This is a genomic window from Saccharopolyspora erythraea (assembly GCF_018141105.1).
Classification (GTDB): Bacteria; Actinomycetota; Actinomycetes; order Mycobacteriales; family Pseudonocardiaceae; genus Saccharopolyspora_D; species Saccharopolyspora_D erythraea_A.
Map to the genome: position 1 here is coordinate 5918834 of NZ_CP054839.1, position 15665 is coordinate 5934498.

Genomic DNA, 15665 nt, shown 5'->3' on the forward strand with positions numbered 1-15665 from the left:
GCCCGCGCAGCAACACTTTCGCCGAACCTCAGTCGTGGACTCCCTTGGGGCCGTTCTTCGAGCTGTTGCACGGACCGCACAAGCCCTCGAGGTTGCGGATGTCGCTGTAGGCGTCCTTGGCGGACTGCGAGGTGATCTTCCCGCTCTCGTCCGGGGCGGCGGTGTCCTTGATCCAGGTCTTCCAGTCCCGGACGTGGTCGATGGTGATGTCCTGCTCCGGGAGGAACCTGTCGCACTGGCCCTGGCACTTGTAGTCGCCGCGGTCGTTGCGCTCCATCCGGTCGAGGACCTCGTCCTTGGTCCCGTCGTTGTAGCCGGGCCTGCTCCGCTCGTTCCACGTGCCGCGCTGGGACGGCTCCTGGGTGGGCGCGGGGCGGCTGCCACCGTGACGTGTGACCCGACCGCCGCTCTCCTCCTGGCGCCGGATGTTCTGCTCGCGCTGCCGGTCGCTGCGCCGCGGGCCCCCTCTGGTGTCGGCGGCGTGGTTCGAGTCTCCGTCGGCGTTGCGGCGCTTCTGCCCCCGCCCTCCGCCGCCACCGTCGCCGCCCGTGGCGCACGACGACCCCTGCGACACGAGACCGAGCGGGTCGCAGGCCACGAGCGGGTTCGGCACGTAGGCGACCGCGTTCGGCGCCGGCTCCAGCCCCAACGGGTCTGGGCTCAGGTACCGCGCGGTCACGGGGTCGTAGTAGCGGTAGACGTTGTAGTGCAGCCCGGTTTCGGCATCGTGGTGCTGGCCGGGGAAGCGCAGCGGCGTCGCGGCGGCCTCCGAGCCCGTGACCAGGCCCCACAGGGTGCAGCGTGCCCGCCGGACGACGCTGCCCCCGGCGTCGACCAGTTCGACCGGGCTGCCGACCTGGTCGGTCACCACACCGGTGAAACGAGCCCCGCCCGCGGGCGACTGCTCAAGTTGGGCGACCGGGTGGCCGTCGTCGGGGTGGTGCTCCCAGGTCAGCACGTGGGCACCGGTGCGCTGCTCGACCACGACCGTGCCGTCCCAGACGAAGTCGACCTGTTCGGCCACCGCCGGGACGGCCCCCGGCGCCTGGACGACCAGCCGCTGCTTGGCGATGCGCCGACCCAGCGGGTCGTAGCGGTAGGCCCACCACGTCCCGTCCGGGGTGACGACCGAGGTGAGCCGGTCGAGCGCGTTCCAGGTGAACCGCCACACGCGCTCGGCGCCCGCGGCGTCCCTGACCCGCCGCAGCACCAAGCGGCCCTGCGCGTCGTGCTCGTAGCTCACCGCACCGAGTCCGGCCAGCGCGTTGCCCTGGTACCGGTGCCGCACCAGCCCGCCGCCGGTGTCCGATGCGGTCAGGTTGCCGGTGCCGTCGTAGCGGTAGCTCTCCGAACGCCCGGGGGCGAGCACCTCGGTGACGCGGCCCGCGGCGTCGAGCTCGTAGCGCGTCGAGCCCGCTCCGCTGTCGTCGACGGCGGCGAGCGCGCCGTCGGGCCGGTAGCCGAACGAGCGCCGCACCACCTCGTTCCCGGCGGCGGTGACGGCCTGCCCGGTCAGGCGGCCCTCGGCGTCGTGGGTCTGGGTGAGCACCCACGCGTCGTCCACCTGCCTGCGGGTCTGGCGGCCGCGTTCGTCGTGGGTGAAAGCGACGTGGTGCCCGCCGAAGCGCAGCGCGGCGGGACGGCCGTCGTCGAAGGTCCACGAACTGTCCACACCGGACGGTGTGCGGCGGTGCACGCCGCCGCCGTCGTCGTAGCGGAACGCCACCGTGAGCCCGTTGACGGTGTGGGCGGTGACCCGCGACCGCTCATCCCGTTCGACGGTGATCGTGGCGTCGCCGTTGGCCGCCTCGACGAGCCGGCCGACCGGGTCGTAGGCGAACGTGGCGACCTCGGTGGGCGTGCGCCGCCACACCACGTTGCCCAGCACGTCGTAGCCGTACTCGACCTGTTCACCCGCGGCGTTGACCGACCGCAGCAGCTGTCCGGCCGCGTCGTAGGCGTAGCGGGTCACGCGGTCGTCGAAGTCGCTCTCCTCGACGATCCTGCCCTCCGCGTCGAAGGTGTAGCGCCAGGTCTGGCCGTTGGGGTTGGTGACCGCCACCAGCCGTGCCTCGGTGTCGTAGTCGTAGGTCGTGCGCGCGCCGGTCGCGTCCACGGTCGCGGTCAGCAGGTCCAGCCGCCCGTACTCGTTCCCGGTGACCTGGCCGAGCGCGCCGACGTGACGCAGCTGGTTGCCCTCGCGGTCGTACTGCCACTGCTCGCGGGCTCCCGTCGCCAGCACGCGCGACAGCAGCCGTCCCTCGACGTTCCAGGTCAGCTGCGTCGTGCCGCCGTCGCGGTCCACGACCACCCGCGGACGCCCGAACAGGTCGCTCTCGGTGCGGTCGTCCGCGCTGCCGGCCGTGACCTCGTCGGCGAGCGCGTCGGCCGGAGCGGTGTCCGCGCCGGAGTCGGCGACGCCTTCGGCGGCACCGAGCTGCGTGGTCAGGGGGTCCGGGACATGGTCGCCGGAGTAGCTCCGGCGCCAGGTCCGTCCGTCGGGGCCCTCCACCGCGATGTCGAGCGCGTCCTGCGTCCAGCGCTCGATCCGCACCCGGCTGCTGTCGGGCCGTACGACGGCAGCCAGCTCGCCCTCGGCGTCCCACTCGTAGCCGGTGGTGCGGCCGAGCGGGTCGGTCCGGGAGAGCAGCCGGTCGTAGCGGTCCCAGGTCCGGGACGTGGTGGCGCCCAGCGGACCGACCTCGCGCAGCACCTGGTTCTCGGCGTTGAGGTGGATCTCGGTGCTGTTGCCCAGGGAGTCGGTGAACGTCGTGACCAGGCGCTCGCGGTCGTAGCTGAACGAACCGTCGAAGAACCCGCGGTCTCCCACGGTCCGCACGCACCGGCCGGTGGAGTCGTAGACGTAGCGGTACCAGCCGCCGTTGCGGTCCTCCCAGCCGGTCATGCGGCCCGCGTCGTCGTAGTGGAACCGCTGCGGAACGCCGCTGGAGTCGGTCACGCCCACCAGGCGGCCACGGCCGTCGTAGTCGTAGCGCATGACGGCGACCGCGAGGTCGGAGCCAGGATCGAGGACGCGCACGGCGGTGATCCGGCCGTCCGAGGTCGTGAGGTCGACGAGGTAGCCGGCGGAGTGCGACAGCCGCCGCGGAGCACCGCGCTCGTCGTGCTCGAAGTCGATTGAGTTGCCGGCGTCATCGGCAATCCGCACCAGCGGCAGCGCGCCCCGGCCCCGCGGGGCGAACTCCAGCGTCCGTTCCCGTCCTGCTTCGCTCAGGACGTAGGTGTCGGCGGTCCGGCGGCGAAGCGCCCACCGCGCGCCTTCCAGCGGCAGCACCTCCGCGCCGACGGCGGGCAGCGGATACACCAGCCGCACCCCGTCCGGGGCGAAGTAGCAGACGTGCTCGCGGTAGACCTCCAGCCGCTGGTCCGCGGTGGACGTCCAGGACGGGCCGAACCAGCGTCCCGCGCGGTAGCCGGACAGGTGCGTGCGCTCCAGCACGAGTTCGAGAGGGTTCGGCAGGGCGAGGTCGCGCTGGACCAGGACGACTTCTCCAGTGGAGACGTCCACGGGGTCGCCCTTGCACGGGCGGGTCTCTGCGGACACGGCGCCGTTGCGCGGCGGGTTCGGCATGCCGGACGGCGGCCCGTCGGCTCCCGCGGACCTGGTGTTCGCGGGACCCGGGCCGTTTCCGCCACTGGGCGTGTCGGCCCCGGGGCCGTTGCCGCCCCGCGACGAATCCGGCGGGGGGTTCGTGTTCGGTCCCGCGGAGTTCGACGTGGTGGAGTCCGGCCCGGCGGAGTTGGACGAGGTCGAGCTCGGCCCCGGGCCGCCGGAGTTCGGCCCCGGGCCGGACGGGTTCGGCCCCGGCCCGGCGGAGTCGGGCCCGTTGGGAGCGGGGCCACGGGTCCCTTCACCGGGCTTCGGCGGTGGGGCGGTGCTGCTGTCGTTCTTGATCTTCTTGAGTGCGTCGGCCGCCTCGTCGAACGACCCGCCCAGCTTTTTGAGCATGGGCATCAACGACTTCATCGCCTTGACCAGCTTCATGGTGATGTCGGCGATCTTGGCGGCGACCTTGGCGACCTCGGCCACCACCTGCGGCACCACCCAGGTCAACCCGATCCCCAGCGTGGCCACCACCTGCAACGCCCAGCTCACCAGATGACCGACCAACTCGGCGATGATGTCGCGCACCAACGTGCGCACCGCACCCACCACCTCACCGGCGGTGGCGATCCCACTGGAAGCCCCCTCCGCCGCGCTCTGCGCGGCGGTGATCAGCTTGCCGGTGTCGGCGCTGCGGGCCCGGTAGGCATCGCCGGCCTGCCCGGTCCAGCCGGCGGTGTCCTTGTCCACCAAATCGGTCATGTCCGCGGCGATCGCGGCCAGCTCGGCACCGATGTTCTTCCACGTCTCCGAATGCGCCTTGATCTCGTCCGGATCCCCGGTCAGCGAGTCCAGCGCGTCCGAGACCGGGCCGACGTGCTCCATCAGCCACCCCACCCCGGCGGCCAGGATCGCCCCGAACGGATCCAACGCCATCCCCAGCGCATCCAGACCGGTCCCCACCGCACCCAGCACCCCGGCCGCCCAGTCACCGGACTCGATCGCCTTGCGCGTCTCGTCCACCGACTCCAGGATCGGAACCCCGCTGAACCCCTGCGTCGAGTCCTTGCGTTCGGCGACCAGCGGATTCGTCACAGCGCAACCATCCCGGGTGAGTGTGGGAACAAGGCAAACGGATCAATATTCGCCCAGGTCACCAACGCCACACCAACGCCCCACCAATGCCAAAACCGTTGGCATATACCAGGATCGCATCCGTCCACGGACGTTTTCTCCGCCATCGTCCGGAATGCCGCGACTGCCCGGAACCGGGTGTCGCGCCGTCACTTCATGGGGCGCACACCGATCAGATGCTCGTCGACGCCATGCGGAAAAGTCCTGGGATCCGGTACAGAGGTCAGTCGTCCCCACCTGGCCCGTCGTAGAGGTTCCACGGCACGAGCCGGTACTCCTCGCTGCACGGGTTGCCCGCCGCGATGTAGTACTCCCCCGCGGTGAGATCGACGCAGTTGTGCAGCACCGTCGACCACTGGCGCAGGGCGTCGCTGCGCTCGTCCGGATGGGTGCACACCGACTCCGGGTACCCGAAGTGGTCGGAGAACGCCTGCTTGATCACCTTGCGCACCGCCTCGCCGCTGGAGGCGGCGCCCGCCGGGCGCAGACCTTCGCGGATGCGCGGCACGCGGAACAGCGAGTCCACCGGCCGCGGCCGGTACTCGGCGGCCATCTGCGGGGGAACGAAGGCCTGGTAGTGGTTGCCGTGCACCAGGACCCCGTTCTCGGGATACATCCACCCGTGTGCCTTGGGTGTCGTCTCGATGTCGATGGCGAAGGCGTCGCGGTGGGTGAGCAGCGCATTGCTGGCGATCTGCGCGTCGGCGCCGCTGAGGACCTCGAGCGCTTCGTGCATGTTCGCCGAGTCGAGCACCTTGCGCCGGATGAGCGTCTGCGGAACGCCGCGCGTGGCACCGAAACGTCCGGTCAGCCCATTGGCGTTGAGCGCCAGTCCGGCGGAGTTGGCGCCCTGCCTGCCGACCTGGCCGGCCTCCAGGTGCATCACCACCGTCGGCTTCGGCGGCTGCACGATCCGGACCACCACGATGGTGTCGCGGATGCCGTGCCGCCAGTCCCAGTTCTGCCCGCAGTAGACGTGCCCGTCGCCGCTGGCCTCCGGCAACAGCGCGAAGGACGAACAGCCGTCCGCGCCGAGATCCTCGTCGGCGGCGGGCAGGCTGTCCCGGACCAGCTCGCCGCGCGCGTTGAGCGCCAGGACGTCGGTGAGTTCGACGCCGGCCCCGTCCGCGATGCCCGCCATCTCCTCGACCAGGTCGGGCGCGAACCTCCGGCAGGGTTCGAGGAGCTCACCGACCCTGTCGACGACCTGCTGCCAGGTCAGGCCGGTGGCCCCGCCGAAGGCGTCGGCGTAGTAGGCGAGGGCGCTGCCGATCTGGGTACGAGCGAACTCTCCGTACTGGTGACCGCGTTCTCGGGGGGTGCCGCGGAGTTCCACGGTGGGAAGTGTCAGGTTGTCCATCCGGTCTCTCAGCCGTTGTCGTAGTATGCACTACAGAATATTCGAATCAGATGCGAGCACTACAAGGACTGTAGCGGGTATGACATCCGGGTCAAGCGATGAAGCGAACACTACAAACGAGCCCGCGCCGGACGCCGGCGACGACCTGGGCTCGCGGGTGCGGGAGCGCCTCGGCGGACTCTCCCGCGCGGAGCAGAAGGTCGCCCGCTACCTGCTGAACATGCCGCAGGAGCAACTGGTCTTCGCCACCGCGGAGGAGCTCGGACAGCACACCGGTACCAGCGACGCGACCGTGGTGCGCACCGCCCGCAAGCTCGGCTACAGCGGCCTTCCCGCGTTGAAGCGCGAGGTCGGAGGGGCGCTGGTGAACACGGTGGCCCCCGCGACCCGGCTGGAGCAGCGGCTGGCGGCCATCGGCCCGGACCTGGAACGCGCGGTGTCCACGGTGTTCACCGAGGCCCGCGAAGACCTGGAGAACACCCAGGCCGCGCTGGACGTCGACGACGTGCGCGAGGCCGTCAGCCTGCTGGCCCACGCCCGCGAGGTGATGGCCTTCGGCGTCGGCGGCTCCGAACTCGGGGCGCGGCACCTGGCGCTGCGCCTCAACCGGCTGGGACAACGCGCCAGGTTCGTCGGCAGCACGGGGTTCCGCCTCGCCGACGACCTGCTGCCGCTCGGGCGGGACGACGTCCTCGTGGTCTACCTGCCGGGTCGCTCGTTGCACGAGCTGGAGGTGCTGCTCGACCACGCGCGGTCGGTCGGCGCCCGACGCATCCTCATCTCCGAGCGGAACCTGGCCAAACGCCTGCGCCCGTTGCTGGACGTCTCCCTCTACGCGGCGGGCGGCGCGGGCCGCATCGCGGCCGAGTCCACCTCGGCCATCGCGCTGACGGACCTCCTCGTCCACGGAGTGGCCGCCATGCACGAAGCACGGGCCATCGCCACCCGCGCCACTCTGACCACCCTGCGGGAACGCCTCATGCGGGATTGAGACCGGGCGCCACCCGCGCCGCCGCGCATGGCTTCAAGGACGGGCACCCAGGAGCGAAGCACGCCGGGACGCGATGTCGGCCGGATCCCACCCGACGCGGGGTATCGAATCCTTCAGCAGGCGCACGTAGGGATGCCGAGGGGCCCGCAGGACATCCCGGGTGGCGCCCTGCTCGACGACCCGCCCGCGCAGCAACACCGCGACGGTGTCGGTGACCTCGTTCACGACAGCGAGGTCGTGGCTGATGAACAGCTGCGCCGTGCCCGTCTCGCGGCGGAGACCGGCCAGCAGCCGCAGGATCTGCGCCTGCACCGACACGTCCAGCGCCGACACCGCCTCGTCGAGGACCAGCAGCCGCGGCTGCACCGCGACCGCTCTGGCGATCGCCACCCGTTGCCGCTGTCCCCCGCTGAGCTCCCGCGGCAGCGCGTGCTGCTTGCTCGCCTCCAGCCCCACCTGGTCCAGCAGTTCGACCACCCGTACGTGCCGCTGCGGACGATCGGACCAGCCGTGCAGGCGCAGCACCCCGTCGAGGCACCTTCCGACGGTCACCGCCGGATCGAGCGAGAGGTACGGGTCCTGGAAGACCATCTGGACCGCTTTCGCCCGCGCCAACCGCCCCCTGCGGCCCCGCGGCCGGTCCACCAGCGACTCGCCGGCCAGCGTGATCTCGCCGCTGTCGGGCCGCTCCAAGCCCGCGAGCATGCGGGCCACCGTGCTCTTGCCCGAGCCCGACTCGCCCACCAGGCCGAGGGAACCGCCCTCGGCGACGGTCAGCTCGACGTCGTCGACGGCGCGGGCCGCGGAGTGGAAGCTCTTGCGGAGGCCGGCCACTCGAAGCAGTTCGGTCATGCCCGCTCTCCTTCCTCTTCGAGTACCGGAACAGCCGCGAGCAGTTCAGCCGTGTACGCGGATTCCGGATGGGCGAACAGCTCTCGTGCGGCCTGCTCCTCGACGACCTCGCCCGCGCGCATCACCGCCACGCGGTCGCAGAACGCCGCCGCGAGGGGGAGATCGTGGGTGATGAACAGGATCCCGAGACCTCGTTCGCGGCGCATCCGGCTGAGGATCGCGATGATCTCGGCCTGGGTCGTGACGTCCAGAGCGCTGGTCGCCTCGTCGGCCAGCAGCAGCTCCGGCTCCACCGCGAGCGCGGCCGCGATGACCAGGCGCTGCAGCATTCCTCCGGAGAGCTCGTGCGGATACCGGGCGAGCATCCGCTCCGGTTCGCGCAACCCGCACTCGTGCATCAAGCCCACCACCCGCGCACGCGCGTCCTGTGCCGACCAGCGCAGGTTCGTGCACAACTGCTCCGTCAGGAAGTACCCGACCGGTCGCAGCGGGTTGAACGCGGCGCGCGGCTCCTGCTGCACCACTCCGACCGTGCGGGTCCGCAGCTCGCGCAACGCGGCCGGTTTCATCCCCAGCACGTCCCGCCCGTCCACCGCGATGCGTCCGGACACCGCCGCCGAGCTCGGGAGCATGCGCACGATGCTCAGCGCGGTCGTGGACTTGCCGGATCCGGACTCCCCCACCAGTCCGACGATCTCTCCCGCGCCGACGCGCAGGTCGACCCCTCGCAGGATCGGGCTCGCCGCGCCCGCGATGGTGACCGTGAGGTCGCCGAGTTCCACCAGGCTCATGACCGCTCCGTCCTGCCGAGCCGGTCGGCGATGCCCACGCCGACGATGTTGAACGCCACCACCGTTCCCGCGATGACCAGGCCGGGCACGAACGTCGGAGCCATCGCGCCTTCGAGCATCGCGAACTGGCCCTCCGAGACCATCAGGCCCCAGTCCGGCGACGGCGGCTGCGCCCCGAACCCGAGGTAGCTCAAGCTGGCCAGCGCCAGCAGCACATCGCCGAAGAGCACCACCACGTAGCCGAGCACCAGCGGCATCACGCGCGGCAGCAGCCGGGTCAGGCAGATCGCCGCACCACTCATGCCCTGCACCCGGTACGCCTCGATGTAGGGGCGCTTGCGCTCGGCCCGCGCGGCGCTGCGCGTGACCTTGGCGACCGCCGGGAAGTACGCCAACCCCAGGGCCAGCACCGACGCGGTGACCCCGGTACCCAGCACGGCGATCGTGAGCACCGCGAACAGCAGGCCGGGGAACGCGATCAGCGCATCGGTGGCGCGGGCGAACACCGCGTCCAGCCAGCCACCGCGCCATGCCGCGACGACGCCGAGCACGGGGCCGATCACCGTGGCGATGACCAGCACCCCGAGCGGTGCGACCAGGCTGGTGCGGGCGCCGTGCAGGACGCGGGACAACAGGTCGCGGCCGAGCTGGTCGGTGCCCAGCAGGTGCTCGGGTACCGGAGGTACCAGGATCGAGTCGAAGTCGGTCGCGGTCGGATCGTGCGGAGCGATCAGCGGTGCGGCCAGCGCCGCTACCGCCAGGGCCGCGAGCGCTCCCGCGGCGGTCCAGAACAGCGGGCCGTGCCGGCGCCTCCCGGCCGCTGCGACGGCCGCCGTTGCGCTGGTGGCCAACGAACCGGTGGACGGGGTCATGACACCGCTCCTGCGTCTTGTGGGGCAACCGCTTGGTGTTCGTCACCGGCGGAAGCCGATGCACGACCGCTCCTGGTGTTCCCGGCTCGCCTCAGCCGAGGGTCGGCCAGCTGCTGCACGAGCTCGGTCACCCCGGTGGTCACGACGTAAGCGAGCACCATGCACAGCAGGACGGCCTGCGTGACCGGGAAATCCTTCGTGTTGATGGCGTTGACCAGCAACGACCCCACACCGCTGAGCCCGAACACGGATTCCACGACCACGGTCCCGGCCAGCAGGCCCGCGGTGATCATGCCTGCCATGGTGGCGATCGGGCCGACCGCGTTGCGCAGCACGTGCCGGGTGATCACACGCCGTTCCGGTATGCCCCGCGTGCGGGCCACCCGCACGTGGTCCTGCATCAGGATGTCCGCCATGGACTGACGGGTGATCCGGGTGATGGTCGCCAGCGACGCCACCGCCAGCGAGACGGCAGGCAACGTCAGGTGGTGCAGACGCCCGAGGAAGCCGTCACCCGCCCCGGTGACCGGGAACCATTCCAGTCCCACGCCGAACACGGCGATCAGCCCCGCGGCCGCGACGAACGGAGGAGTCCCCGCCAGCAGGGCGGTTCCGGCGGACACGACGGAGTCCAGCGAGCCGCGGCGCACGGCCGACAACGCGCCGAGCAGCACTCCGACCACGATGGTCAGCACCGCCGCGTACAGCGCCAGCCACAGCGTGGTGCCCAGGCGGGAGGCGATCAGGGAGCTGACGTCCTGGCCGTAGACGAACGACCGGCCGAGGTCGCCACCCGCGGCGTCGCCGAGCCACAGCAGGTACTGCACCAGGAACGGCTGGTCCAGGTGGTACTCGGCGCGGATCGCGGCGAGCGTGCGGTCGCTGACGTTGTCCGCGCCACCGGCCAGCACGGTGGCCGGGTCGCCCGGCGCGAGATACATCGCGGTGAAGATCAGGAACGACGCGACCAGCAGGGTGACCAGCACCTGGCCGAGCCAGCGCAGCAGCGGTGTCACGGTCGCCTCCCGAGATCGGCCACCCACGGATAGGTCAGGTAGGCGCTGGTCACCGGAGGCCCGGTGAGCCGGGTGCTCATCGCCAGCGCAGTCGGTGCCATCACCAGCGGGATGGACAGCATGTGTTCGAGGTAGACCTCCTGCAGCCGGACGACCTGCTCCGCCCGCCGGACGTCGTCGTAGGTGCCCGCCGCCTCGGCGAACACGCGCTCGAACTGCTCGTCGCGGAAACCGAGGTAGTTGTTGACGCTGCCGGGCAGCACGTTGTCGTACATGCCCAGACCGTCCGGTTTGGACAGGTACCAGTCCGTGATGATCAGGTCGACATCGGCCCGCGCCCGCGACGAGGCGAACAGCTCGGAGAACTGGGCGGGCGGCACGGTGCGGATCTCCATCGCCAGGCCCAGGCGCACGCCCGCGTCGCGGACCCCGTTGGCCAGGACGTTGCCGACCGCGGTCCCGTCACTGGCGAGCACGATCGGTTCCGCTGGGTCACCGGCCTCCCGGACCAGTTGCCGGGCCCGCTCGAGGTCCGCTTCCACCGGCCGCACGGGAACATCCCGGAGCTGCCGGTAGGACCGTTCGAAGAGGCCCCTGCCCGCGCCGAAGGTGCCCGCACCGACCGGGAGCTTCCAGGGTTCGGCGGCACCGCGGAACGCCGCTCGTGCCATGCCTTCGCGGTCCAGTGCCAGCGACAGCGCGGTCCGCAGACGCCGGTCGGCCATCGCGCCGCCTCCGGCGGGGATCAGCTGCCACGCCGACGTGGTCGGCCCGAAGCGGAGGGACACCTGGGAACTGCTGCTCAGCGCGGGCGCCATGCTCGGGTCGTCGAGGTAGGCGCCGTCGGCCGCGCCGGTGCGCAGGCTGTTGACCACAGCCCACTCGTCGCCCCAGACGAACCGGACGCTCTCGGTCAACGGCCGCAGCTCCGGGTTCCAGTAGTCCCGGAAGCGCCTGAGCGTCAGGCCGGAGCCCGCGTCCCAGCGGTCGAGGTAGTACGGGCCGCTGCAGGCGTCCGGCTGTCCCGGCTTGCCGTAGGCGTCACCGAGCCGTCGCACCAGGTCGGCGTTGAGCACGATCCCGGCGTCTCCCGCCATCCGGTACTTGAACTGGGCGTCGGGTTCCTCCAGCCGGACCGTGACCTGCATCGGCCCGGTCACCTCGATGGCCTCGACGCCACTGAACTCGTCGGACTCGTCGTTGCCGTCCTCGGCGTGGCGGCGCAGGCTGAACGCGACGTCCTCGGCGGTGACCGCCGTGCCGTCGTGGAAACGGACACCGTCGCGGACCCGGTAGACGAACGTGGTGGGGTCGGGCATGACCGGCTCGTCCACCAGCCACGGGCGAACCGTGAAGTCCGGCTGGAGCTGGTAGAGCCGCTCGCAGACGTTGGCCACCACGGTGTCCTCGGTCGTTCCGCTCTGGTAGTCGGTGTCGACCGTGAGCGGCTCGGAGTCCAGGAACCAGGTGACCTCACCCGCCCCCGCCCCCGCGGGCGGGGTTGTCGACACCAGCCGGACGGTGCCGAGATCCGCGGTGCTCCCGCATCCGGTGACCAGCAGGCAGGCGGTGAGAAGGGCCAGTGGTCTTCGCATCAGTCATCGCCACCCGTCCCGGCGCAGAGGTCGCATGAGTCGGTCCTCCCTGGAAGAGCTGTTGGAATGATCAGTTCTCGGTCCACGTGGCGCGCACCCGTTCCGGATGCCCAGGCGGGTTCTGGCCGCCGTGCCTGCGGAAGTGCTCGGCGATCTGACCGCATGTGGCGAACCAGACCCCAGGACGGGACCGGATGTGCCGGAGCAGTTCCTCGAGCAGCAGAGCCCGGCCCGGCTTCCCGATGACCTGCGGCTCCAGGCACAGCACGAAGCAGAGACCCTCCCGGTGGTACGCGTCGAAGGCGGTCTTCCACTCCTCCAGCACGACCTCGTGGGAAGCGATGCGGGAACGGCCTGGCGGAAACGCGACCGGGCCTCCGTTGTAGGCGAAGTACGGGTGGTCGGTGTGCTCCCACCGCCGCGGCACCTCGACGACTCCCGTCGAGGTGCCACCGGATTCGAGGTAGTGCGGGACGTCGTCGCCGAAGAGCGTCGACGACCATCCGAACCCGAGCTGCGCGAGGACGTCGCCGAACCCCTCGCCGACCCTGCCCGGTGGCGCGCGGAAACCACGTGGGCGCGATCCGGTGACCTTCTCCAGGGCGCACGCGGCACGGTCGACGGTCTCCGCCTGCCGCTCGGGTTCGAGTGCGCCGAGAACCTCGTCGGCGACACCGCGGCAGGCGATCTCGTGTCCCCGCTCCCGGATTCGCTCCACAGCCACCGGATGCCGTTCGAGAGTCCACATCGGAATGAACCACGATGCCGGCACATCGGACTCACCCAGCAGGTCCAGCAAACGCGGAGTCCCGCGCGTGATGCCGTACTCACCGAGCGAGAGCGTCTTCGGCCGTTCCGCGGCACCGGGATGCAGCCGGTGCCAGAACAGTTCCGCGTCGAGGTCGAAGGTGACGGCGACAGCGCACCGCGCCTGTCCGGGCCAGGTGATCATTGCCGTGCTCCGTCCCGCCACCACGCGGCGATCTGCTCACCGGTGGCGAACCACACGTCCTGATGAGCGCGGATGTATGCGACGAGCTCGGCCAACGCGTGCATGCGCGCAGGTGTGCCGATCACCTGCGGATGCATCATCAGCACGTAGCAGAGCCCGAACCGGTGGTAGCCGTCGAACTCACGACGCCAGATGTCGAAGGTGGCCGCGGTGGACGAGATCCGGTCCAGGCCCCGGGGCTGCGCGGGATCGTCGTGGTAGACGAACTGGTGGTAGTCGTCGAGCTCCCAGTGCGCGGGGATCTCGATCAGGTCCGAGCGGCGGCCGTCGAGGCACCAGCGGTACGGACGGTCGTCCCCGCGCATCGAGCTCGAGTAGGAGAAGCCCAGCTCGGCCAGCAGGCCCGGGGTGCCGACCGCGATGTCCCCGCTGGGGCTGCGGAAGCCCACGGCCCGGGTTCCGGTGACCTCGTGCAGAAGGTCCTGGCTGCGCGTGATGATGTCGCGTTGCCGGGCTGGGGGATGGTCGAAGAAGGTTTCGTGCAGCCATCCGTGGTGACCGATCTCGTGCCCGGACCGGGCGATGTCAGCGACGACGGCCGGCCACTGCTCGATCGTCTTTCCCGGCACGAAGAACGTGGCCGGCACGCCGAGTCGATCGAGCATGCCGAGAATTCGCGGGACACCGCGGTAGGGCCCGTAGGCGCCGAGGGAGAAACCGCGCACGTCTTCGAACCGCCCGGTCGACCTGTCGACCCACAACGTCGGGCCGTCCACGTCGAAGCTGAGCATGACCGCACAGCGCGCCCCGCCCGGCCATCGCGGTGCTTCCGAGAAGCCGGTCATCGGATTCCTCGATTCCATCAGTCCAGCTCCACGTCCTTGGTTTCCGGCATCCGCCAGAACACCACCGAGCTGATCAGGCACACGGCCGTGACGTACACGCCGAACAGCACGAACTGCCCCGTGCCCGCGAAGACCCCCGTCACCAGTGGCGCAGAGCCACCGAAGACGACGCTGGCCAGCGAGTACGGGAAGGAGATCCCGGAGGCCCGCACCGACGCGGGGAACTGCTCGGCCTTCACCACCGGGCCGTTGGCCATGTAGAACGCCATGAGCAGGGCGCCACCGAGCTGGGCGACGACGAACCCGGTCAGCGACAGTTGCAGGATCGCCAGCATCGGATACACCAGGACGCCCATTCCGATGCCGAAGATCAGCAGGGTCGGCCGCCTGCCGATGCGGTCCGACAGCAACGCCGCCAGCGGAATCGCCGGCAGCATCAGCAAGAGCGCGACCGTGTTCGCGGTTTGCGCGTCGGCGAGGCTGATCCCGGTGCTCTGGTGCGCGTAGCTCGGCAGGAACTGCAACCACACGTAGTAGGTCATGATCCCCGCGACGGACAGGCCGACGACCCGCAGCGACTGGAGCGGGTGGCAACGCAGCACCTCCCACACCGGATGCGCCGCCTTCGCCTCGACCGCTTCCACCCTCTGGTAGCTCGGCGTCTCGTCGACCCTGAAGCGGAGCCACGCGGCGGCCGCGCACAACACCGCCCCCACGGCGAACGGCACCCGCCACACCCAGCCGTGCATCGCACCGGCCGGAACGACCTGCGCCAGCCCGGCGACGAACGCCGAAGCCAGCAGCGTGCCTGCGATGACGGTGACCTGCTGCGTGCAGCCGACGAACGCGCGCCGTCCGGCCGGCGCGTACTCGACCAGGTAGGCCGAGGACAAGCCGAACTCACCACCGGTGGAGAACCCGGTCAGCAACCGCGCGAGCACCAGGACGATCGGCGCCAGCGGACCGATCACCGCGTACGACGGGCATGCCGCGATCATCAGGCTGCCGATCGCCATGACCGCGATCGAGAGGTACAGCGCCGTCCGGCGGCCGCGGCGGTCACCGAGGCTGCCGAACCAGATCGCGCCGACCGGTTTCATCACGAACCCGCTGCCGTAGGCGCCGACCGTGAGCAGCAGAGCGGACGAGGGATCGTGCGAGGGGAAGAACTGCTGCGAGAAGTACGGGGCGAGGAAGGCGTAGAGCGCGCCGTCGAAGTTCTCGACGAGATTTCCAGCCGACCCGGCCAGAACGGCACGGCCGCGCCGAGGCGCCGCCGCCGGCGGCGCGGCCGGACCGGCGGCCGAGGCGAGGCCGCGCGACTGACGAGTCATCAGATTCCCGATCTGGTAGCGACAACTACCGGCTACATCATTCTGTCGTGTTCGCTACAGCAGCGTAGCGAACGCCTCCCCCCTGTCAATGGCTGTAGCGCAAACTTCGCCGACCGCCCACAGCGGTCAGTCGGCGCCGCGCGGGCGCAACCGCCCGGCCGAGGGCCTGACCTGTGGTTCCCGACGATTTCGGGAAGGCTTTGCGGCCAGACCCGCACATCTGGGCTCCGGCAGCGGGCCGGATGCGTGTCCCGCTGGGAACCGCCGCGTCAGTTCATCCCTGCGGCGTTCGCGGTGGAGCGCGGGCGACACGGCCTGGTCGTCACGCAGGAAGACGTAACCGGCGGGCAGCCGGGCA

General features: G+C 70.8%; 11 protein-coding genes. 1 reads left to right on the forward strand and 10 read right to left on the reverse strand.

Annotation, left to right across the window (positions count from 1 at the left end; genetic code table 11):
• Positions 1-28 precede the first annotated feature (28 nt).
• Entirely contained in the window at positions 29-4660 is a 4632-nt protein-coding gene (locus HUO13_RS26455; RefSeq protein WP_249124069.1) for an RHS repeat-associated core domain-containing protein, read from the reverse strand.
• A 262-nt stretch (positions 4661-4922) separates the two neighbouring features.
• Positions 4923-6059, reverse strand: coding sequence for a C45 family autoproteolytic acyltransferase/hydolase (locus tag HUO13_RS26460; RefSeq protein ID WP_211897737.1), 1137 nt, complete (start codon positions 6057-6059; stop codon positions 4923-4925).
• Between the two features lie 79 nt (positions 6060-6138).
• Here HUO13_RS26460 and HUO13_RS26465 point away from each other — a divergent pair, with 79 nt between their 5' ends.
• A complete protein-coding gene (locus tag HUO13_RS26465; protein ID WP_211897738.1) occupies positions 6139-7050 on the forward strand; it encodes a MurR/RpiR family transcriptional regulator in 912 nt (303 codons plus the stop codon).
• A 33-nt stretch (positions 7051-7083) separates the two neighbouring features.
• On the opposite strand, the gene HUO13_RS37720 is transcribed toward HUO13_RS26465, so the two are convergent.
• From HUO13_RS37720 to HUO13_RS26500, 8 genes are all read right to left on the reverse strand, one after another.
• A complete protein-coding gene (locus tag HUO13_RS37720; protein WP_249124070.1) occupies positions 7084-7902 on the reverse strand; it encodes an ABC transporter ATP-binding protein in 819 nt (272 codons plus the stop codon).
• Entirely contained in the window at positions 7899-8693 is a 795-nt protein-coding gene (locus HUO13_RS37725) for an ABC transporter ATP-binding protein (RefSeq protein ID WP_249124071.1), read from the reverse strand. Before HUO13_RS37725 ends, HUO13_RS37720 begins: the two co-directional genes overlap by 4 nt.
• A complete protein-coding gene (locus HUO13_RS26475) occupies positions 8690-9565 on the reverse strand; it encodes an ABC transporter permease (protein WP_211897739.1) in 876 nt (291 codons plus the stop codon). Before HUO13_RS26475 ends, HUO13_RS37725 begins: the two co-directional genes overlap by 4 nt.
• Positions 9562-10581 (reverse strand): ABC transporter permease, encoded by a 1020-nt coding sequence (locus tag HUO13_RS26480; RefSeq protein ID WP_211897740.1) that lies wholly within the window; start codon positions 10579-10581, stop codon positions 9562-9564. The genes HUO13_RS26475 and HUO13_RS26480 overlap by 4 nt, the downstream gene beginning before the upstream one ends.
• The gene (locus HUO13_RS26485; protein WP_211897741.1) at positions 10578-12176 is read right to left on the reverse strand and encodes an ABC transporter substrate-binding protein; all 1599 of its coding nucleotides are present in this window, start codon (positions 12174-12176) and stop codon (positions 10578-10580) included. The genes HUO13_RS26480 and HUO13_RS26485 overlap by 4 nt, the downstream gene beginning before the upstream one ends.
• 70 nt (positions 12177-12246) lie before the next feature.
• Positions 12247-13128, reverse strand: coding sequence for a polysaccharide deacetylase family protein (locus tag HUO13_RS26490; protein ID WP_211897742.1), 882 nt, complete (start codon positions 13126-13128; stop codon positions 12247-12249).
• Positions 13125-13991: a polysaccharide deacetylase family protein gene (locus HUO13_RS26495; RefSeq protein ID WP_211897743.1), complete on the reverse strand. Its 867-nt coding sequence runs from the start codon at positions 13989-13991 to the stop codon at positions 13125-13127. Before HUO13_RS26495 ends, HUO13_RS26490 begins: the two co-directional genes overlap by 4 nt.
• A complete protein-coding gene (locus tag HUO13_RS26500; RefSeq protein ID WP_211897744.1) occupies positions 13991-15307 on the reverse strand; it encodes an MFS transporter in 1317 nt (438 codons plus the stop codon). The genes HUO13_RS26495 and HUO13_RS26500 overlap by 1 nt, the downstream gene beginning before the upstream one ends.
• Positions 15308-15665: the final 358 nt, after the last annotated feature.